General features: G+C 51.1%; 22 protein-coding genes. 1 reads left to right on the forward strand and 21 read right to left on the reverse strand.

Annotation, left to right across the window (positions count from 1 at the left end; genetic code table 11):
- Positions 1-37: 37 nt before the first annotated feature.
- From RAC89_RS02530 to RAC89_RS02595, 14 genes are all read right to left on the reverse strand, one after another.
- Complete coding sequence (locus RAC89_RS02530) at positions 38-673, reverse strand: redox-sensing transcriptional repressor Rex (protein WP_306611550.1); 636 nt, start codon at positions 671-673, stop codon at positions 38-40.
- Complete coding sequence (gene dinG, locus RAC89_RS02535) at positions 670-3,525, reverse strand: ATP-dependent DNA helicase DinG (RefSeq protein WP_306611552.1); 2,856 nt, start codon at positions 3,523-3,525, stop codon at positions 670-672. Before dinG ends, RAC89_RS02530 begins: the two co-directional genes overlap by 4 nt.
- An 85-nt stretch (positions 3,526-3,610) precedes the next feature.
- Entirely contained in the window at positions 3,611-4,264 is a 654-nt protein-coding gene (locus RAC89_RS02540) for a tetratricopeptide repeat protein (RefSeq protein ID WP_306611553.1), read from the reverse strand.
- A gap of 70 nt (positions 4,265-4,334) precedes the next feature.
- Positions 4,335-4,718, reverse strand: coding sequence for an aspartate 1-decarboxylase (panD, locus tag RAC89_RS02545; protein ID WP_284640162.1), 384 nt, complete (start codon positions 4,716-4,718; stop codon positions 4,335-4,337).
- A 20-nt stretch (positions 4,719-4,738) separates the two neighbouring features.
- Positions 4,739-5,608 (reverse strand): pantoate--beta-alanine ligase, encoded by an 870-nt coding sequence (panC, locus tag RAC89_RS02550; protein WP_306611554.1) that lies wholly within the window; start codon positions 5,606-5,608, stop codon positions 4,739-4,741.
- A 14-nt stretch (positions 5,609-5,622) separates the two neighbouring features.
- Positions 5,623-6,483: a 3-methyl-2-oxobutanoate hydroxymethyltransferase gene (gene panB, locus RAC89_RS02555; RefSeq protein WP_306616029.1), complete on the reverse strand. Its 861-nt coding sequence runs from the start codon at positions 6,481-6,483 to the stop codon at positions 5,623-5,625.
- 282 nt (positions 6,484-6,765) lie between these two features.
- A complete protein-coding gene (locus tag RAC89_RS02560; RefSeq protein ID WP_306611556.1) occupies positions 6,766-7,731 on the reverse strand; it encodes a biotin--[acetyl-CoA-carboxylase] ligase in 966 nt (321 codons plus the stop codon).
- The gene (locus tag RAC89_RS02565) at positions 7,728-8,978 is read right to left on the reverse strand and encodes a CCA tRNA nucleotidyltransferase (protein WP_306611557.1); all 1,251 of its coding nucleotides are present in this window, start codon (positions 8,976-8,978) and stop codon (positions 7,728-7,730) included. Before RAC89_RS02565 ends, RAC89_RS02560 begins: the two co-directional genes overlap by 4 nt.
- A 17-nt stretch (positions 8,979-8,995) precedes the next feature.
- The gene (gene bshA, locus RAC89_RS02570; protein WP_284640172.1) at positions 8,996-10,174 is read right to left on the reverse strand and encodes an N-acetyl-alpha-D-glucosaminyl L-malate synthase BshA; all 1,179 of its coding nucleotides are present in this window, start codon (positions 10,172-10,174) and stop codon (positions 8,996-8,998) included.
- 26 nt (positions 10,175-10,200) lie between these two features.
- Positions 10,201-10,896 (reverse strand): bacillithiol biosynthesis deacetylase BshB1, encoded by a 696-nt coding sequence (gene bshB1, locus RAC89_RS02575; protein ID WP_306611559.1) that lies wholly within the window; start codon positions 10,894-10,896, stop codon positions 10,201-10,203.
- A complete protein-coding gene (locus RAC89_RS02580) occupies positions 10,896-11,315 on the reverse strand; it encodes a methylglyoxal synthase (RefSeq protein ID WP_284644897.1) in 420 nt (139 codons plus the stop codon). Before RAC89_RS02580 ends, bshB1 begins: the two co-directional genes overlap by 1 nt.
- 74 nt (positions 11,316-11,389) lie before the next feature.
- Positions 11,390-12,193, reverse strand: coding sequence for a 4-hydroxy-tetrahydrodipicolinate reductase (gene dapB / locus RAC89_RS02585; protein ID WP_284640175.1), 804 nt, complete (start codon positions 12,191-12,193; stop codon positions 11,390-11,392).
- Between the two features lie 23 nt (positions 12,194-12,216).
- On the reverse strand, positions 12,217-12,750 hold the full coding sequence (locus RAC89_RS02590) for a tetratricopeptide repeat protein (protein WP_306611561.1): 534 nt from the start codon (positions 12,748-12,750) through the stop codon (positions 12,217-12,219).
- Between the two features lie 92 nt (positions 12,751-12,842).
- Positions 12,843-13,178, reverse strand: coding sequence for a nucleotide pyrophosphohydrolase (locus tag RAC89_RS02595; RefSeq protein ID WP_284640179.1), 336 nt, complete (start codon positions 13,176-13,178; stop codon positions 12,843-12,845).
- A gap of 141 nt (positions 13,179-13,319) precedes the next feature.
- Here RAC89_RS02595 and RAC89_RS02600 point away from each other — a divergent pair, with 141 nt between their 5' ends.
- Positions 13,320-14,189, forward strand: coding sequence for a YitT family protein (locus RAC89_RS02600; RefSeq protein WP_306611563.1), 870 nt, complete (start codon positions 13,320-13,322; stop codon positions 14,187-14,189).
- A 5-nt stretch (positions 14,190-14,194) separates the two neighbouring features.
- On the opposite strand, the gene RAC89_RS02605 is transcribed toward RAC89_RS02600, so the two are convergent.
- The 7 genes from RAC89_RS02605 to RAC89_RS02635 all read right to left on the reverse strand — a co-directional run bounded on the left by RAC89_RS02605 (position 14,195) and on the right by RAC89_RS02635 (position 19,037).
- Complete coding sequence (locus RAC89_RS02605) at positions 14,195-15,061, reverse strand: sporulation protein YpjB (protein ID WP_306611564.1); 867 nt, start codon at positions 15,059-15,061, stop codon at positions 14,195-14,197.
- Between the two features lie 44 nt (positions 15,062-15,105).
- The gene (locus RAC89_RS02610; protein ID WP_306611566.1) at positions 15,106-15,732 is read right to left on the reverse strand and encodes a DUF1405 domain-containing protein; all 627 of its coding nucleotides are present in this window, start codon (positions 15,730-15,732) and stop codon (positions 15,106-15,108) included.
- 123 nt (positions 15,733-15,855) lie between these two features.
- A complete protein-coding gene (locus RAC89_RS02615) occupies positions 15,856-16,737 on the reverse strand; it encodes a menaquinol-cytochrome c reductase cytochrome b/c subunit (protein WP_306611567.1) in 882 nt (293 codons plus the stop codon).
- A 60-nt stretch (positions 16,738-16,797) separates the two neighbouring features.
- Complete coding sequence (gene qcrB / locus RAC89_RS02620; RefSeq protein ID WP_284640188.1) at positions 16,798-17,469, reverse strand: menaquinol-cytochrome c reductase cytochrome b subunit; 672 nt, start codon at positions 17,467-17,469, stop codon at positions 16,798-16,800.
- A gap of 16 nt (positions 17,470-17,485) precedes the next feature.
- Positions 17,486-18,034 (reverse strand): QcrA and Rieske domain-containing protein, encoded by a 549-nt coding sequence (locus tag RAC89_RS02625; protein WP_284640190.1) that lies wholly within the window; start codon positions 18,032-18,034, stop codon positions 17,486-17,488.
- Positions 18,035-18,280: 246 nt separating this feature from the next.
- Positions 18,281-18,721 carry a DUF2487 family protein gene (locus RAC89_RS02630; protein WP_306611569.1) on the reverse strand — a complete coding sequence of 147 codons (441 nt, stop codon included), beginning with the start codon at positions 18,719-18,721 and terminating at the stop codon, positions 18,281-18,283.
- Between the two features lie 121 nt (positions 18,722-18,842).
- On the reverse strand, positions 18,843-19,037 hold the full coding sequence (locus RAC89_RS02635; RefSeq protein ID WP_284640193.1) for an IDEAL domain-containing protein: 195 nt from the start codon (positions 19,035-19,037) through the stop codon (positions 18,843-18,845).
- Between the last annotated feature and the right edge of the window lie 44 nt (positions 19,038-19,081).

The raw sequence follows: 19,081 nt of genomic DNA on the forward strand, positions 1-19,081 counted from the left end.
GGCCACTCTTAAGTGACCGGGCTTTTGCATTCCCATCTTATTTATCTGCTTCATCCTCCAAATAGTAAGCCAAGCTTTGCAGCTCCGTTGTGAAATCCGCATGATGGACACGAACGTCGGCGGGAACCTTGATGATAATCGGAGCAAAGTTCAGAATCGCCTCTACCCCGGCCTCAACAAACTGGTTCGCCACCTGTTGTGCCTCAACGGCCGGAACAGTGATGATCCCTATACGAATGCGGTGAGCCTCAACTGTTGTCTTCAGCTCTTTCATAGGCTTCACCTTCAGGTTGTTTATGGATTCCCCAACCTTCGAATCATGCGCGTCAAACACCGCTACAATTTTCATATTGTCTTTCAAGTAGGCATTATAATTGCAGAGGGCTCTCCCCAGGTTTCCCGCTCCTACAAGCCCTACGGGGATAACTTTATCCAACTTCAGAATTTGTCGAATTTTTTCAATGAGGTAATCGACGTCGTAACCGATCCCTTTTTTTCCGAACTCACCGAAATAGGCAAGATCCTTCCGGATTTGCGCAGGATTTAAGTCAAGCTTTTGTCCCAGATCCTGCGAGGATACCGTTTGAACATGATTTTTGCTTAATTCATTTAGAAATCGTAAATAGATCGGCAGCCGACGTACGACCGCTTCCGAAATTTTCGGTGTTTTCATTGTTCCTTCTCACCCATCCACTGCTTAATTCTCGGTACGAGCTGACTGGTGTTCATATGCTCTATTTTGGGGCCCGGCAGTGAATATAAAAAATATTTGCCGTAGTTCGTATCGATCACGCGGGTATCATACACCAGCACGATGCCGCGGTCGGAGGCCGTTCGAACCAACCGGCCGAAGCCCTGCTTGAAGCGAATGACCGCTTGCGGTACGGAAAGCTTCATAAACGGGTTTTGGCCAAGCTTCTTGAGGTTTTCCGTTTTCGCTTCCACCAGCGGATGATTCGGAGGCTGAAAGGGAAGCCTGACAATGGCCAGGCAGCTTAACGCATTCCCCGGAATGTCAACCCCTTCCCAGAAGCTGCTGGTGCCGAGCAATACGCTTGCGGGGTGATTTTGGAACATCCGTGTCAGCTTGCTTCGGTTGCTGCTGTCTACGCCTTGTCCCAGCACCTGAATGCCGAAGGGAGAAAGCATATCCTTAAGTCCGGCGTGAGCTGCCTTCAGCATCCGGTTGGAGGTAAACAGCACCAGCATGCGTCCCTTGGTCTCAAGTGCGACCTCCGCAAGGGATAAAATCAGCTTGTCCACAAACTCCTTCTCCCCAACGTTGCCCCGAATACTTGGAAAATCCCGCGGAATAACCACCAGGGCTTGCTCACGGTAATTAAACGGAGACGGCAGCTGTACGGTCACCAGCTTATTGTCGTCCTGAGTCTGCAGTCCAAGCTGCTCGCAGGTATAGTCAAAGGACTTACCGACGGAGAGCGTTGCTGAGGTCATCACAACACTTTCCTTTGCATCGAAGAAGTACTGCTTCAGCAGACTGCTGACATCCATCGGCACGCTGCTCAGCTGAAGCGAACGCGCTTTATTATAATGACCCGCTTCGAGCCAGTATACATAATTCTCATCTGCCATGGTCATGAAAAAGTGCAGCGCATCTTTGTGTCGAAGCAGCTGTTTCACGGTTCCGCTTAAGTCCGTCACAAGGCTTGCGGCGTCATACTCATCCTGCAGCTCCTTAACCTCCGTAAGTAGACGATCCAGCTTCTTGTTCACCTCAGTAAAATGAAGCTGCATATTCTCTTCCATAACCATCAGCTTATCCCAGCCGTTCGGCAAGCTGTCCTTTCTCAGCCGAAGCACCATCGTATTGCCTTCGGTTTGCGAAGCATCGCTTCGGGACGCCAGCAGCTGATAAAGAACCTCGGTCAGCTCATCCCACTGCTCCTTCAAAGCGATAAGCCTCGGAACGATTTCCTCTATCATCGAGCACCATTTCTGCGTAATATCCTTCTCGAATCGGGCCAGCTTCTGCTTGAGCAGGGAGAGCTGTCCTGTACGCGCATCCTTATAGAGCCATAGCAGCGTACCGGAGAGCCCATGATAATGAAGCTCAATTCCTAAATGCTTGCTGGCCACTTCCTCAAAGTGATGCGCTTCATCGATGACCAAATGCTTATACCCCGGCAGCACGCGGTTTTCCGCCACAACATCCGTAAATAATAAGGAATGATTCGTGATAACGACATCCGCATTGTTGGCTTCGTGCCTTGCCCGATGATAGAAGCATTTTTTAAACCACGGACATGCGCGGTTCAAACAAGACTCAGCGTCGCTGGAGACCGAATACCAAAACTGCTGGCCCTTGCCTGAGAAATGAAGCTCTTCGTCATCCCCGTGTTTCGTCTCTCCGAGCCACACAATCATTTGCGCCGCGGTAACGCGGTCCTCGCGGCCGTTCTCGAAGTCCAGCGTATTGACCTTCGCCTCGAATTTGCGGGAGCAAAGATAATGACTCCGTCCCTTAAGAATTCCCGCCTTGAATGGAACGGGAAAAAGCTCCTTGAGCAGAGGGATATCCCTCTCACGCAGCTGTTCCTGCAAATTGATCGTGTGGGTGGATACGACAACCTTTTTCTCATTTTTCAGCCCGTAATAGAGGGAGGGAATCAGGTAGCCGAGTGATTTCCCCGTACCCGTACCCGCTTCAATCATGAGGTGTTGTTCCTTCTGGAACGCGCTTTCCACATTGTTCAGCATCTGCACCTGGGACTCCCGTTCCTCATAGGCGCCGAAGCTTTGCTGCATTAAGGCCTTCAACTGAGTGTAGAAGGCTCCGAAGTCATCCGGCATCCGTTTGATTTCCTGAGGATCCCTTTCCTCCTCCTCTTCACCCCAATCGCTTACATTCAAGGCGAACTGCCTGAAGTAGCGGTCTTCATGAGGATCGGAGCCGGCAGAGGCGTGCATTTCTTTGTAAGTGCGCAGCTCGTGAATTAACCAACCGAGATCGCCAACCTGATCCTCAAGAACCATCTCCAGCCGCTGTAGTGTCAGCAGGGGAAGCGATTGCAGCCGTTCCATGCAGCGAAGCCAAATTAAGGCAGTCACCTCGGCATCGCTATCGGCCTGATGCGGCCGTTCATGAACGATGTCGAAGGCTTGGCATACCATGCTCAGCTGCAGACTGGACAAACCGGGATACAGCATACGAAGGGTATCCATCGTATCCAGCACTCGTCCGTCGAAAGGATAATACCCCTCTTCATCGAGAGCCCTCTGGAGAAAGCTAAGATCGAAACCGACATTATGTCCTACCAGGACGCTATCCTGCAGCAGAGGAACCATCTCGGCAATTACGGAATCGATCGAAGGCGCATCCTTTACCATTTCGTCATCTATGCCGGTTAAGGCTGTAATTGAAGAAGGTATACTTATCCCTGGATGGACCAGTGAAGTATACCTGTCCGAAATCTCTAAATCGTTAACAATGCACAGACCTACTTGAATAATGCGATCGGAAGACGTGCTTCCCGTTGTCTCAAAATCCAATACGGCGAATTTCATTGCTGTATGGTCAATCCCTTCATTTCCACTCTCTATTCCTATAGAATATCAGTTCGGAGCGGAAAAGGGAATAGTTATCTTCTGCCTACGAATGCCGGCCGGATTGGAAGGTAAACTGAAGTCCGCCTTTCTTTTCCTTGCACATCCCGAGCTCGATCAATGGTTCGACGCTGGAAGGGTCGGTCCGGTAAGCCAAATTGAAAAACTCGCAGGCTTTCTCCAAATTCTGATTTTGCGCCTGAATACAACCCATGGCATTGAAGGAAATGGCCTTCATCTGTAAATTCTCGGTAAGCTGAGACAGAAACTGAAATTGGCTGTAGCTTTCCTGTGCATCGCCCTTCTTTAAATAGGACATAGCCAAATAAATACGCCCTAGGGTAAAATTCGGCTCATTCTGTATGAGCGCCTCAAATTCCTGAATGGCCTCTTCAAACATGCTCAGCTTATAGAAGCCTTGACCCCGAATGAACAGATCCGATCGTTTTCCCGCTATTTCGGGGTCAAACGGATCCGCGCCTAAGGCTGCCGGCCCCGATAAACTGATGCTGTTGGCATTCATAAACTGCCCCATTTTCTCCTCAAGCAGCAGCCACTCTTCGATACAATCGTCGCTCATCGCCTTTAGTGCGCGCAACTTTTCATGAAGCTCACGTTTCTTGGAACCGGAAGCGGAAGGGTACTGCGACATCACTTCGTCCAACATGTCATTCATGGAAGCAAAAAGATGTTTGAACATGTTTGCATCCCACCTTGAGCCTCTGAATTGTATCTACATTGTGCGTAAACCGGCTCATTTTCATTCCTTGTTACAGAATGGTGGAATGAATTTCTTCCTTTAGTACACTGACTACTTTATTATTCTCACCCATGATGGCTATGTGAGGTGTATGCTTGCGTGCCTCTTCCTCGGTCATCATGACATACGATAAAATGATAACTGTATCGCCGGGATGGACAAGCCGTGCAGCGGCTCCGTTCAGACAAATGACGCCGGTTCCCCGGGGACCCGGAATAATATAAGTTTCAAAACGGGCACCGTTGTTATTATTGACAATCTGAACCTTCTCGTTAGGAAGCATATCCACCAGATCCAGAAGATCCTGATCGATGGTAATACTGCCGACATAATTCAGATTGGCTTCCGTGACGGTGGCGCGGTGGATTTTGGATTTTAGCATTGTACGAAACAAGGCAATCGCCTCCTGAAGTATTAGGATATGCGGATAATGGTGTTATCAATTAATCGGGTTTTCCCGAACTTTACGGCAAGGGCCAGGATGACCCGGTCCACTTGCTTCAGGCTTTCGACGGGCTCCAAGGATGGGTAAGCCAGCAGCTCGGCATAGTCGATCACGGCCAGCGGCGCCGTCTCGATATGGCTGCGAACCGCATTCACCACTTGGGATGGGGTTACCGAAGATGCAGAGCTCCCGCCTAACAGCTCTTCTGCCATGCGAAGCGACTGGGACAGCACCAATGCTTGCTTTCGTTCCTCTTCGTTCAAATACACGTTCCGGGAGCTTAAAGCAAGACCGTCCGCTTCCCGAAGCGTCGGCCGCGGCACGATGGTTACCGGCATGTTCAGATCATGAACCATTTGCTCGATCACTGCCACCTGCTGAGCATCCTTCATCCCGAAATACGCCAAATCCGGCTGGACGATATTGAACAGCTTCGTAACAACGGTCGCGACTCCGTCAAAATGTCCCGGTCTTGAGGCTCCGCAAAGCCGCTCCGTAACCCCTTCTACCGTCACCTTGGTTTTGGTCGGCTTCGGGTACATCTCCTGCACCTGAGGGAAAAATACGATATCCGCTCCGGCATCCTTTGCAACGGCCAGGTCTCTCTCTTCATCCCGCGGGTACTTGTCAAAGTCCTCATTCGGTCCGAACTGCAGCGGATTGACGAAGATGCTAAGCACTACAAGATCACACTGGGCTCTTGCAGCTTCCAGCAAGGAGGCGTGACCTTGATGGAGATAACCCATGGTAGGCACAAAGCCTATTGTTGCTCCCGCTTTCGCGGCCCTTAGTGTTCGAATGGACTCTCGAAGCTCTTGTATAGCACGAATGACCTGCATGAATTATGTTCCCCCTACTCTTTCCGTTCGTTTCCGTATAAAGCTCCAGCGAGTTCCGCATCGGCATGGAAGGAGTGCTCCGGTGCAGGGAATTTCCGCTGCTTCACGTCTTGCACATATTGGTTGATTCCGCTGCGAACGATTTCTCCCACGTTGGCATACGTTTTGACGAATCGTTTCGGATGAATTTCTGCGGCGTAGCCGAGCACATCATGGAACACAAGCACTTGTCCGTCGCATCCGGCTCCCGCCCCGATCCCTATTGTGGGGATGGTCAGCCGTTTCGTTACCAGCTCGGCGATTTCATCCGTTACCAGCTCCAGCACGATAGAGAAAGCGCCTGCTTCCTCAATGGCAAGAGCATCCTCCAGCAGCTGGTTCGCTTGCGCCGAGTTTTTGCCCTGAACCTTATACCCGCCGATCTGGTGAATGGACTGCGGCGTAAGGCCAATATGGCCCATCACCGGGATCCCCGCTTGAACCAGCGCTTTGACGGCAGGAATGATTTCGCGCCCGCCTTCCAGCTTCACCGCTTTAGCTAAACCCTCCTGCATGATTCTGCCAGCATGCTGAAGCGTTCGATCGATGCTCCCGTGGTAAGTCATAAAGGGCATATCCGTTACGACGAAGGTGGATTTCACAGCCCGTGTAACCGCCCTTGAATGGTAAATCATATCTTCTACGGTCACCGGAATCGTCGAGTCATAGCCGAGCACCACGTTCCCCAGGGAATCCCCCACCAGAATGACGTCCACCCCTGCTTGCTCCGCCAATTGGGCGGAAGGATAATCATAAGCCGTGATGACACTGATCGGCTGTCCGTCCTGCTTCATCTTCTTCAGCTTCGAAGTTGTTATGGGCTTGCGTGTTTCCATCCGTTCACCTGCTTCCTCTATGGTATCCATAGTATTTCTATACAGCAAAAAAACCTTCCGGCCATCTCCAAAAAGAGGCGAAAAGGTTCACATGTACGCAGTCTCATATGATCCTTCTGTCTCGGTCCGAATGGCTCAGAGCAGAATCCGACATATTTCAAAACGAAAGCTATGAAGTTGTGTAACTCCAGTATTGCGAGGTCAAACTGTTATGCCGCGTGCCGTTCCTCAAAAGGATACAGCCGCCGCATACACAGATTATACCAGAATCCGAAGAGTACGTCATCTGAATTCGACATCACCCGAGTAAATTTTGGTCAATGTCCCGTCCGCATGCCTTACCGCTAGAGCGCCTGAATCGTCCATGCTCTCGGCTATGCCTTCAATGACTCCCTGGGGCGTCTGGGAACGGACGGGCCGATGAAGCGAAACATTGAGCGCCTCCCACAGCAGCTTGATCGGAGCGAAGCCTTCCGTCAAGTAGAGCTCGTACAACTGTTCCAGCTCCAGAAGGAACCGGCACAGGAGCTCGGTGCGGTCCAGCGGTTTGCCTAATTCCATCGCCAAGGAGGTTGCGACCTCACGAATGTCCGGGGGAAAATCGTCGGCAACCAGATTGGCGCTGATCCCCACACCGGCTATCACATGCTTCAGCCTTTCATCCTCCGCGCTGGACTCAAGCAAGATCCCGCAAATTTTCTTGCCGTTAATGAGAAGATCGTTCGGCCATTTAATGCCTACGGGAAGCTCCGTGAACGCCCGAATCGCCCTGCATAAGGCAACGGCTACCAAGAGCGTCAACTGGGGAGTGAATTGCAGAGGAATAGCCGGCCTGAGAATGATACTGACCCATATCCCCTTGCCCTGCGGAGAATGCCATTTGCGCCCCATGCGTCCTCGGCCGGCGGTTTGCTTATCCGCGAGAACAATCGTCCCCTCGGCCGCCCCTTCGTTCACCAGCTGGTGAGCAACGTTTTGCGTGGAGTCCACCGATTCGTAGAATTTGATGCTTCGGCCAAGCCGCTTGGTAGCCAGCTTTGTCAGTAAATCCGTCAGCTCGAGCTTGTCCGGCTTCGTCTTTAGCCGGTACCCTTTGCGGGATGCCGCTTCAAACTGATAGCCCTGCTCGCGAAGCTTCTCGATTTGCTTCCAAACAGCCGTCCTGCTTATGCCCAGCTTGCTGCTCAGCTCTTCGCCGGAAAGAAAAGCGCCGTTTGCGTCCTCAAACAGCTCCATTAGATCTTTCATGTCTGTATCACCTGTACCTTGCTGTAGACCGCCTTTGCCTCCTTCAAGAGCGCATCACGCTCGTTCGAGAGTCGGCCCAGGGCCGCTTGCTGCAGCAGCTGCAAAAGCACCTTGCCAACCCATGGACCTGCCTTCATGTCAAAAGCGCCTACTAAATCTTTCCCCGAGATCTCCAATTGCTTCATTTCCGTTACCGGCATCTCGTCAAGCCAGACCGTCACTTCATCCAATTCCTTAGTGATGATGGCGGCTAGTCCTCGGACGGCTGCCATACCTGCATGAAGCACGCTTAGCTTCCAAGCTTCAGACTCGTCCGTTTGTGCTGCACGCAGCTCCTCGAGCGTTTCCTGAGCAAGCAGAATCCTGCTTACGGCTTCAATCCTTTGATTGGAGAACGTCAGCACGTGAAGGTCCTCCTTCGCTTCCGCCGAGCTTGCGCCTATTCGCATGTACAAACAAGCCCACCTCTGCTCCGAAGCAAGCCCCTCAAGCAGCGGCAGGTCCTGTTCAAATTTGTCCAAATCTGCAAGCAACAGCTTTTCTTTCACAAAAGACAAGGCGCGGCTCTCGATCAGCAAGCGAAGCGCCGTCTGCGGATTTCGCCCTTCCATCATCCGCTCCAGCTCGGCTCTTACACGCTCTAATGCAATATGCTTCAGAAGCGGAACCTGTGCCAGCAATCCGGCCCACGTAGTCTCTTCAATGGTCAAGTCATACTCCGAGGCAAAGCGCAGGCAGCGAAAAATCCGGAGAGCGTCTTCTCCGAATCGCTCCACCGGATTCCCTACACAGCGCAGCACGCCTCGCTCAAGGTCCTGCCGTCCACCGAAAGGATCCACAAGCTCACCGGCCCGATTGATCGCCATGGCGTTCATCGTAAAATCGCGCCGCTGCAAGTCCTCCAGCAAATTATCGATATATTCCACCTCCGTCGGACGACGGAAAGCTTCATACTCCGCTTCCCTGCGGAAGGTCGTGACCTCATAAGGCTCTTTGTCGATCATCACCGTAACCGTTCCATGCTGAAGCCCCGTTGGAATGGTCCGCTCAAACAGCTTCTGCACCTGCTCCGGACGGGCCGAGGTGGCGATGTCATAATCCTTCACCGGACGCTGAAGCTGTTTGTCACGAACACAGCCGCCCACCAGATAGGCTTCGTAGCCTCTATCCGTGAGCGTTTCTACAATCTTCATCGCTCCTTGCTCCAGCGGTCCGGACCGGGAAGCGACATCCTTATCATTCATCATGCACTCTTCCTTTATTGTTAACAGTTCATCGGCTTTAACCGCAAATCCTCCGGCATGCTGCGCTGCAGCACGCGATAGTATATCTCTTCATATTGTCTTGTTATGATATCGTTACAGAATGTGAAGCGAGCTCTATGCAGACAGGCTTCTCTGATCCTATCGTAATTAGCCTGGTCGGACAGCAATATCTTGGCGTATTCCGCCATTTGCTCCACATCCCCGATCTCCGCCAAATATCCGGTTTCCCCGTGCGTAATCAGCTCCGGAATCCCCCCGGCATTCGATGCGATGGTCGGTACGCCGCAGGCCATTGCCTCCAAGGCTACCAGACCGAAGCTTTCTTTCTCCGATGGCAGCAGCATAACGTCCGCCAGCGAGAGAAGCTGCGCCACGTCGTCCTGTTTCCCGCAGAACGTTACCCGGTCAAGGAGTCCCCGCTCCTTCACCTTGCATAACACCTTGGACAGCTCCGGACCTTCTCCGACAAAGAGGAGTCTTGCCGGAATGTCTTTTTGCACGCGATCGAACACTTCGACGACGTCGGTCACTCGCTTCACCGGTCGGAAGTTCGAGATATGAATAAGTATTTTTTCATCAGGCTGCGCGAATTCCTTCCTAAGCGCCGCAACCTCCCGAGGATAATACACCCTTTTATCGACAAAGTTATAACCCAAATCAATCGGCTTATCTATAGCCAGCAGCTCACGTGTCTCTTTAATGAGATCCTGCGAAACCGCCGTAACCGCGTCACTCTCATTGATGGCAAAGCGGATGAGATCGCTTAAGGACTCATCGTGCGCCAACACCGTGATATCCGTTCCGTGGAGCGTTGTCACAACCTTCAGGTTGCTTCCTACCATCTGCTTGGCAATCAGCGCGCATACCGCATGAGGAATCGCATAGTGCACATGCAGCAAATCCAACTCCTCCAGCTTAGCGACCTGCGCCAGCTTACTGGCGAGCGAAAGATCGTATGGCGGATATTTGAACACGTAATAATCGTTGACTTCCACTTCGTGATAAAAAATATTTTTATCGAACTTACCAAGCCGAAACGGCATGCTGTGCGTAATAAAATGAACCTCGTGCCCCTTCTCGGCTAGCAGCTTGCCGAGCTCGGTGGCTACAACCCCGGAGCCGCCGAGCGTAGGGTAACAGGTGATCCCGATTTTCAAACGATCCTTAGGCTTACTCATGGTTTGGCCTCCCCCATTCGCCGATGTCAGAATCGATCGACTACGTATGGTGCTTTACATACAAAACCCTCTGCATAAGGAAACAAGCGCTTCTGACCCAGCAATCGGTCTCGCGCTTCCACACGTTCAAGGTAGCCCTGATTCAGCGGCGTATTGACGTAATCGTTTCCGGACTTTGCAGCATCAAACTGTGTGCGGTACGCTTTCAGCGCCGCTGTTTTCCGATCATAAACAGCCGTCACATCTACTATAACATCCGGTTCATATACATCATTGATGAAATAATAATACGTCTCTTCTACGGTATGCGCGGGCAGCTCCGGTTTATAACGACGAAGCTTCGCATTGAACACCGCTTCCTGAACGAGCTTGCTGCATGCGATATGATCCGGATGTCGATCCTCCCAATAAGGAGCGAACACGAGACGCGGCCGCCATTTGCGAATTTCTGCGACAATCCGTTCAATCGGCTCCGGTGTAAGGAACAAGCCGCGGTCCGGCAGCTTCAGATTGCTTCGCATAACCAGTCCAAGCTCCCTGGCAGCCTCTTGAGCCTCCATTTGCCTGCTTTCTACAGTACCGTTTGACGACATTTCCGCCAAGGTAAGGTCGCAGATACCCAACTTCAGCCCCGCCCCGGTATGCTTGGCAATCGTTCCGCCCATCCCGATCTCCGCATCATCCGGATGCGCCCCGAAAATAAGAATATCTAGGGTTTCCATTATTCTATGGCCCCCGGCTTATATTTATGGACAAGCTCTCTCCAGGCAAAATCTCCGCGGTCCAACGCTTTGACTAGAATCTCGGCGGTGGCAATATTCGTAGCACAAGGAATGCCCTGAACGTCGCAAAGACGCAGCAGTGCAATGATATCCGGTTCGTGCGGCTGTGCCATAAGCGGATCCCTCAGGAAGATGATCAAATCCATCTCATTGGTCGCTACCAAAGCGCCGATCTGCTGATCTCCGCCAAGAGGACCGGACATGAATCGATGCACATTCAGCTTTGTGCTTTCCATGATCCGTGTACCTGTCGTTCCCGTGGCATAGAGCTGGTGATGCTCAAACACCGTTTCATAGGCAATAACGAAATTGACCATTTCTTCTTTTTTACGATCGTGTGCGATTAATGCTATCTTCATCCCCATTACCTTCGCCTCCTGCACAGCGAGGACAAGCTTCCGGCACGATACCGGAACGCTTGGTCCTCCATCCTCTACTCTATAAAATGTTCAAAGCCGTATACCATACCGGTGTATTCCATAACCTTCTGTACTCCAACTTTAACGCCCGGCATATAGCCCGCACGGTCGTAGGAATCATGGCGAATCTTCAAGGTTTGGCCAAAGGCGCCGAAGACGACCTCCTGCTGGGCAAATACTCCGGGCAAACGGACACTATGTATTCGGAACCCGTTATAATAGCCTCCCCTTGCACCTTCCAGCGTTTCATGCTCCTGCGGATTGCCCTGACGCAGCTCCTCGCGCGCCTCCGATATCAGCTCCGCCGTCTTGATAGCGGTACCGCTAGGCGCATCCAGCTTCTGGTCCCCGTGGTACTCGATAATTTCGAGATGCGGAAAATGCTTGGCCGCCTGCTGAGCAAACCTCATCATCAGAATCGCGCCGATGGAGAAGTTAGGTGCAATCAGCCCCCCGATGCCCTGTTCCTTACATTGCTTGTCCAGCTCCTCGATATCCTGGGGCGTAAAGCCCGTCGTCCCGAGTACGGGACGAACCTTGTGCTTTATCGCCAGGCGGGCGTTGGACAATACGGTCTGCGGCGTCGTGAAGTCAACCAGAACGTCAGGCTTCGATTCCACCAGGGCTCCTTCCAGGTCGCTGCTTATTAGGACACCGCAAGGGTCCAGCCCGACCATTCGTCCGGCATCCAGCTCTAGGCTCTGGGACCGTCCGACAGCCGCCACCAATTGTAATTCCGGATCATTTAGAGCAAGCTTGACAACCTCTCGGCCCATACGGCCGGTTGCGCCTGCTACTGCTACTTTGATTGGACTCATGCGCTTAACCAGTTCCTTTCCGATTACGATTGCTTGGGATATATAGGTTCAATATACTGCTTCCACTTACTCTGATACTCGGCCAATAACCGATTGCCAAGACTATGCTGCGGATCCAGCTTCAATACTTCCTTGATCGCCTGGATCGCATCGCTGAATTCCTGCTGCTGCGCCTTCGCAATACCAAGCAGCAGAAATGCCTCTAACGCAAGAGGATCCAGCTTAATGGCTTCCTGCAGCAATGCGACAGCCATCCAATGTCCGTTTTCCGATTCCTCCAGCAGCTTCTCAGCCTGTCGAACACGCTCCCTCGCCTGCAGCTGCTGATAATGAAACTGATAGTGCTCATCCTGCGGCTCCAGCTCCATTGCACGTCCCGCGTGGTGAATGGCACGCTCCAGCTTATTGCTTCTAGCATAGGTTATAGATAGTTTATAATGATAAACTGCATTGCTCGGGTCTAATTGAATCGCTTGCTCGAACCAGGCGATGGCTTGCTCGAAATCGTGCATAAGGATGGATGCATACGCTTTTCTGATCGCTTCTTCTCCATTCATAAAACCATCACCTCCTTGGTCCTTTCCCTTAGGGAAAGCTTCACTCGGAAGCATAACCTGAAAAAGGGTGATGGTACAGCATATGAAGGAGACTAGCTGTCGGTGTTAATTTTCGTCCATCTGTCGGCATCCCGGGTGCGGAATTTATGCATGACCTTGTCATGTGCCTCCGTTAAATCGATGCCCAGCGAATTCGCAAAGCACATCGTAATGAACAAAATGTCTCCGAGCTCCAGCTCGATGGAATTGTCAGCCTCAGTAGGCTTCTTTGGCTTCTCGCCGAATTGGTGATTCACCTCGCGGGCCAGCTCGCCGACTTCCTCCGTCATTCGGGCCAGCATCGTCATCGGACGGAAATAACCTTCCTTGAACTGAGATATGTATTGATCTACCTCCGCCTGGAGGTCCTTTAACGAACGATCATTCATTAGGGATACAACACCCACCTACTTGAAGAAAATAAGTTTCTACACCATGTTAACGCAAAACGAGGGGAAAAGACAAATTTTTTTTGACGTGACTTGGCAAACTAACCATGCCGACAATAGATACGTTTGGGGGAAAGGCTCATGAGTCAGGAATCGCTGCAGTCAAAAATTAAAAATATTTTGCCCATTTTGCTCGGATCGGCTATTTATGCCTTTGGACTTCATTACTTTGTCATTTCCAATGAGCTCATGGAAGGCGGTATAACAGGGATTGCACTTTTGCTAAATTATATTTTCCACCTTCCTCCTTCGGCTACAACCTTAGTAATGAACGTACCGTTATTTATTCTCGGCTGGAAAATCCTTGGAAGAAGCTCCTTGCTGTATACAATCGTCGGCACGCTGGCGGTATCCTTCTTCTTGTGGGTAATGGAGGTTTCCATTCATAAAGGCTGGATCGTTCCGTTTCGTACGGAAACGGATTACTTTCTGGCAACAGCCTATGCAGGGTTTACTTTGGGGATCGGGCTTGGGATTGTTTTTCGGTACGGGGGCACTACGGGCGGGTCTGATATTATTGCCCGCATCGGCAACAAGCTGATGGGCTGGAGCATGGGCCAAGTGATTCTTGCTTTCGATGCGCTGGTTATCGGGGCCTCGTTCTTTTTCATTCCGAAGGAAAAAATACTGTATACCTTCGTTGCCGTCTTTATTACGACCAAAATGATCGATATTATCATCGAAGGAGCTTACGCAGCAAGGGCGTTCTCCATCATCACCGACCACGCGGACCGTGTTGCCGAAACGATACATAAGGAGCTGGGCCGAGGAGCCACGCTGTTACCCGTCATCGGCGCCTATTCGAAGCAATCCAAACATCTTGTATACTGCGTGATTTCCCGTAATGAAATGAAAAGGCTTAAAGACCTCATCCAGTCGATCGATCCTCGTGCCTTCATCATCATCGATGAAGTTCACGACGTCGTGGGTGAGGGCTTTAAGCCCGAGTAATCGGTTCAGCCTTCTTCCGGCTTTCGGACGGTTACCAGACCATCATCCTTCTTGGAAAGGCGCCAGCCTGCAAAAATGAGCGCTGCCAGAATGACAGACCCGATTGTCAGCGTCCAAAGAATCGGGTTCTGCGGCTCCGCCATCGGCAAGTAGGCGGTAGCCTCCTTTTTCATGAAAAGCTTGTCTAGTGACTGACGTACCTGAGGAAGGATCTGCAGCATCTGCGTATACGGATCCTGAGCCGACAGGATCTGCTGCTTCATGAAGACGGTAAGAGAGTCCAGCTTCTCCACATCGGACGGATTCCGGCTAATCAAGAGGCTTGGGTGTATAATCCCATAATGCTGCTCCCAATTCCGATACACCTTTTGCAGCTCCGTCTTCTGCTGATTTTTCGCTGCCGACTCGAGACCTTCCACATCCTCCAGCAGCAGCTTATAATACTGAAGCCACATCGGATTGTTCGTGTGAGTTAAGGCATCGGTAGCCAAACGAATCTTGGCGGTAGACACCTGTCCCTCTTCTTGACTGAACTGAGCCGCGTTAAAAACCTTTTTGGCCTCCGTAACCGTTTCGGTTAAAGCATTGATCCCTTCTAACGAAGTGATCCCCTCAAACCGAATTTGCGTTACTTGATCGCTAAGCTGCTGAAGAACGACCTTGCCGCCGGCCACATCCCCCTGCATTACTTTTTTGTACATTTCATCCGCCGTTTGATTCAGCAGCTCGACGCGCTGCAGCTGCTCCTGACTAGGCTTCGGAGCAGCCTCCCCTTCCGACCTCACGGCTTGACCGCATCCGATCAATACCTGAGAAGCCAAAGCCAATACAGCGATTAGGCCCGTCCACTTTCTCCTCATCGCAAAAAACATCGGACATCCCCTCCTAACTTCATCCTATGGGGGGATGTCCGACTTTAGACCGACTTTCTACTAGCTGCTGCGCTCTTTTCTCGCCAAATCCACAGAAGCACCGCTAGGATAACACAAGCAACCGTTAAGCCGATCGAGAAAGCGGCAATCTTGCTGAGATCATCCTCAAGCACATCAGGCAGCCAAGGGTAAATTCCGATTCCGTAATCCATATAATCGTTGCTGAACGTCCAAACCGCAACCAACAGGATGGCCGGCCAGCGATATTGGAAGAACCGCCAATACAGCAGCGCTTCGGCCGCCATACCCAGATGGGATATAGAAAGCATCCAATCCTGCCAGCCCAGCGGATCTCCCTGAGAAGCTCCCCAGAAGATCATGGCTACCGCCCATACGCCATACTTAATGGAAGTCACGACGGCAAACGCCTCAACAAAGCTTCGCAGCCCGCTTCCTCTCTTGACCTCGAAGGGGTTTTCGTTTTCCCTCGATCCGGAAATAAGCAAATAAAAAAGAAACCATGTAAAGAACAAGCTTGCTGTCGGACTATCCGGGACGAACGGCAGCAGCCATGCCGGGTAAAATTCGATCGTGAATTTCAGCTGGTTTCCATACCATATGTACCCGTACGCGGTTCCTAGCAGATTGGTCCAAAAGAGTCCCCAGAGCATCCATCTGCTTCCTAAAAACTCTTTTGAGAAAAAGTATGACAAGCTCCATTGCGACAAGGGGGTTCCTCCCGTAGCTTCATTTAAAAAAACCTGACCGCAGGGTTAGCGATCAGGTTTGGTGTTTTATTTCTTTTGACGAGCGAGCCAGTCGGCCAGCTTATCCATATCGGCATCGGTTAAGCCGCCTTTGATATTCGCATCATATTGGGCTGTCATATTGCCTACACCCTGTTTCATGATGTTCAAGATCGCAGCTTTGTCATGCTTGTCGCCTACGCCGCGAAGCGCCGGAACTCCATTGGAAGGCATTCCCTTCAATTCGCCGCCGTGACATGCTACGCAAGTTGATTTTTTGTAAATTTCAGCAGCAGGATCATCCGCTGCAACAATGGAAGCAGCCGCTTGCTTCTTCGGTGCGCCGCCTTCACTGCCGCCTTGACCTTTTGCTGCATGCGCCTCTTGCTCACGCTTAATGTGCTCTGGGATGATGTTTTTATCTTTCAGCTCGTGCTGATAGTGAGACCAAGAAACAATGGTCAAGTAACCTGCAGCAACCAAGCTAAGCAGCATAAGAGCAGAAGCGATCGGACGACGATAGAAACGTCGTTCTTTCCCCGTATCCAGGAAAGGAGCCAAAAGCAAAGCTCCAAAGGCGATACCAGGAATAGCAACCGTACCAAAAATCAAGTAGCCCTCTGAAGTATACGGGTACTTCAGAAGCTGGTACATAAACAGGAAGTACCAGTCCGGCATTGGAATAAATGCCGTATTCGTCGGATCCGCCGGATAACCTAGCGGCGCTGCTTCGGACATGGTCAATACTAGAATACCGACCAGCACGACGACAGCTACCATCCATTCCTTCAGAAGGAAGTTCGGAATGAAGACTTCCGATTTTCCGGGATATGCGGAGAAATCAGGTTGCACCGGGCGCGACGTTTTGACACGCACGCGGGAATCTCCAACATAAACAATTTTTTCGTCAGATTTAGGACCGTGAGCCACGATTTGCCCCTCCTTTTCGTTTTCTCGAATCGAAAACTTACATTGTCAAGATCGGTTTGATTATAGAGGACCGGAAATCCCTTGCTTGCGGATCATGAAGAAGTGTCCGGCGAGCAGCGCCAGCAAAGCGCCAGGCAAGAAGAACACGTGCAAAGCAAAGAATCTCGTTAACGTTTGGGCCCCGACAATCTCGCCGCCTTGCAGGAAGGATTTGGCATATGGTCCAATCAGCGGTGCGGATTCTACAATCTTGAGCGTAACGCTGGTGGCAAAATAGGCTTTGTTATCCCATGGAAGCAGGTAGCCTGTCAAACCAAGACCCAGCATGACGAAGAAAATCAGCATTCCAACAACCCAGTTCATTTCACGAGGCGCTTTATAAGAGCCTGTGAAGAAAACCCGAAGGGTATGTAAGAACATCATAACAATAACCAAGCTCGCTCCCCAGTGGTGCATACCGCGTACAATGACGCCGAATGCTACCTTGTGCTGCAGGTAGTCGACACTTGCGTATGCGTTAATAATATCCGGCACATAGTACATCGTCAAAAACATACCGGACAAAATCTGAATAACTGTGATGAAGAATGTCAATCCGCCAAAGCAATAAACGAAAGCGGAGAAGTGATGCGCCGGGTTAACGTGCTCCGGAACCTCATGGTCCGCTACGTCTCTCCACATCGGCGTGATATCAAGACGTTCATCGATCCAGTTATAGACGTTTTTAAACATCTGATGTTACGCCTCCTTATTTGTGCCTCTTGTTCGGCCCCAATTGACCGACGTAGACGAAGCCGCCTTCCACTTTCACTTCGTACTCGTCAAGCGAAACCGGAGCTACTGCAAGAGTCTTGCCTTCAGCGGTATAATGCGCGCCGTGACAAGGGCAATAGTACTGATCCTTGAATTCCGGATTTCCGTTCCAGTTAACAGTACAGCCAAGATGCTTACATGTTGGATTCAAAGCGAAGATTTTGCCGTCCGCGCCTTTGGAAATCCAAGCTTCAAGCTCAGGATCGCTCTCATACCATCCATCCACTTGATGAATCTTGAATTTGAAAGATTTCGGCTCCGCTGTGACCTTTGACTCCTCCACAACCTTCACCCATGCTGCAGCTGTCTTCGGCTGAAGGACAGGATCTACTGCAAATCGAAGCATTGGGACTAACATACCGGCTCCCATGAAGGCACCGGCTCCGCCAAGGGTATAGGAAAGAAACTGCCGCCTGGACATCTCGCGACGTTTCACCGGCTTCTGACCCTGATGCTGCGAATCTTGATTCGTGTGATCGTTCATTCTCGTTCTACCCCCTTTTGCAACATATATCAGTCGTTCGACATAACTTTACATCATATACTTAGGACATTACTAATAATAGCTTACGACACCTGGTGCGTCAAGGATTGGGAATAGCCTCTGCCCACCATTACCGCAAGCTCGAAGACTACTTTTAACGAAATTGTCACAACTGTCCTGCTCACAGAAAATGCCTGTTTGCTTACATAGAATTAACAATATTCCCACGAAACATACATGAGACGTTTAGGATTGTTTTCCCGCCCATAGACCCGTTACTTCGTCCATCAGCCTGCGCTTCGTATCCTGGGGAGCTGTTCCAAGCTCCTCGGGCGTTACGCGAAGAAGAAGATCGCGATTTCCCCTCAAGAGCGGGAGCTCCTCCTCCGACTTGGCGGTAACGGCGATCACATATCGAAAGCCGGAGCTCCGCAGCTTGTCGCACAGCCTGCCGAGCAGCAGTTCCCCCGCCTCGCCTTCGGGCAAATAATGAAGGGCCGGATACGTGACCACCCTCCCTTTAAACGGCTGCTCCAGCCCGTCAAGTACGTCTCTGAGCTCCTCCAAGGCCCGCGTAGCTTCCCACGGCTTCTCCGCTCCGGTCATACCCGTGATAGGCAGCAAGCAAGTGTCCAGAAAGGGGGCCAGCTCGTCCCAGCCTTGCTCTTCAATATCACTGAATTTCATAGTATCTTCTGCTCCTTCCTATATACCTGCTATACATTAGTCCCCTCTACTTTAGCACACAAAGAAAGACATATGAATCCGCTTCATATGTCTTCAAGAAAACGCCTATTTTATATAACACCTATTGAGGTCCCAGGGAGCGCAGTGACTTCAGCTCAGTAGTGTAGGCAAGAAACGCAGACTCGTCTCCCTTTGCTAACGCTTGATCGATTTCCTTGTACAAATATTGCTCCTTATGCCTTCGCAGCGCCTCATCGAGCACCATTTCCGCAAACAAGCTCAGCATCACGTCGTTAGATACGTTCATTTTGCCCATGAATCCTACCTCCAACCGGGTCAAGAATACGAACTCATATAATG

The organism is Paenibacillus sp. GD4, assembly GCF_030846225.1.
Classification (GTDB): Bacteria; Bacillota; Bacilli; order Paenibacillales; family NBRC-103111; genus Paenibacillus_G; species Paenibacillus_G silviterrae.

What these genes read in the sequence shown, in the direction of transcription:
- RAC89_RS02605 (WP_306611564.1), bottom strand. Translation starts at nt 15,061, where the DNA reads ATGTTTTTTGCGATGAGGAGAAAGTGGACGGGCCTAATCGCTGTATTG.
- panB (WP_306616029.1), bottom strand. Translation starts at nt 6,483, where the DNA reads ATGGAAACACGCAAGCCCATAACAACTTCGAAGCTGAAGAAGATGAAG.
- panC (WP_306611554.1), bottom strand. Translation starts at nt 5,608, where the DNA reads ATGCAGGTCATTCGTGCTATACAAGAGCTTCGAGAGTCCATTCGAACA.
- RAC89_RS02610 (WP_306611566.1), bottom strand. Translation starts at nt 15,732, where the DNA reads ATGCTCTGGGGACTCTTTTGGACCAATCTGCTAGGAACCGCGTACGGG.
- RAC89_RS02540 (WP_306611553.1), bottom strand. Translation starts at nt 4,264, where the DNA reads ATGTTCAAACATCTTTTTGCTTCCATGAATGACATGTTGGACGAAGTG.
- RAC89_RS02565 (WP_306611557.1), bottom strand. Translation starts at nt 8,978, where the DNA reads ATGATGAATGATAAGGATGTCGCTTCCCGGTCCGGACCGCTGGAGCAA.
- RAC89_RS02595 (WP_284640179.1), bottom strand. Translation starts at nt 13,178, where the DNA reads ATGAATGATCGTTCGTTAAAGGACCTCCAGGCGGAGGTAGATCAATAC.
- RAC89_RS02590 (WP_306611561.1), bottom strand. Translation starts at nt 12,750, where the DNA reads ATGAATGGAGAAGAAGCGATCAGAAAAGCGTATGCATCCATCCTTATG.
- bshB1 (WP_306611559.1), bottom strand. Translation starts at nt 10,896, where the DNA reads ATGGAAACCCTAGATATTCTTATTTTCGGGGCGCATCCGGATGATGCG.
- dinG (WP_306611552.1), bottom strand. Translation starts at nt 3,525, where the DNA reads ATGAAATTCGCCGTATTGGATTTTGAGACAACGGGAAGCACGTCTTCC.
- RAC89_RS02635 (WP_284640193.1), bottom strand. Translation starts at nt 19,037, where the DNA reads ATGGGCAAAATGAACGTATCTAACGACGTGATGCTGAGCTTGTTTGCG.
- RAC89_RS02630 (WP_306611569.1), bottom strand. Translation starts at nt 18,721, where the DNA reads ATGAAATTCAGTGATATTGAAGAGCAAGGCTGGGACGAGCTGGCCCCC.
- RAC89_RS02625 (WP_284640190.1), bottom strand. Translation starts at nt 18,034, where the DNA reads ATGAACGATCACACGAATCAAGATTCGCAGCATCAGGGTCAGAAGCCG.
- RAC89_RS02600 (WP_306611563.1), top strand. Translation starts at nt 13,320, where the DNA reads ATGAGTCAGGAATCGCTGCAGTCAAAAATTAAAAATATTTTGCCCATT.
- RAC89_RS02580 (WP_284644897.1), bottom strand. Translation starts at nt 11,315, where the DNA reads ATGAAGATAGCATTAATCGCACACGATCGTAAAAAAGAAGAAATGGTC.
- dapB (WP_284640175.1), bottom strand. Translation starts at nt 12,193, where the DNA reads ATGAGTCCAATCAAAGTAGCAGTAGCAGGCGCAACCGGCCGTATGGGC.
- RAC89_RS02530 (WP_306611550.1), bottom strand. Translation starts at nt 673, where the DNA reads ATGAAAACACCGAAAATTTCGGAAGCGGTCGTACGTCGGCTGCCGATC.
- qcrB (WP_284640188.1), bottom strand. Translation starts at nt 17,469, where the DNA reads ATGTTTAAAAACGTCTATAACTGGATCGATGAACGTCTTGATATCACG.
- bshA (WP_284640172.1), bottom strand. Translation starts at nt 10,174, where the DNA reads ATGAGTAAGCCTAAGGATCGTTTGAAAATCGGGATCACCTGTTACCCT.
- RAC89_RS02560 (WP_306611556.1), bottom strand. Translation starts at nt 7,731, where the DNA reads ATGAAAGATCTAATGGAGCTGTTTGAGGACGCAAACGGCGCTTTTCTT.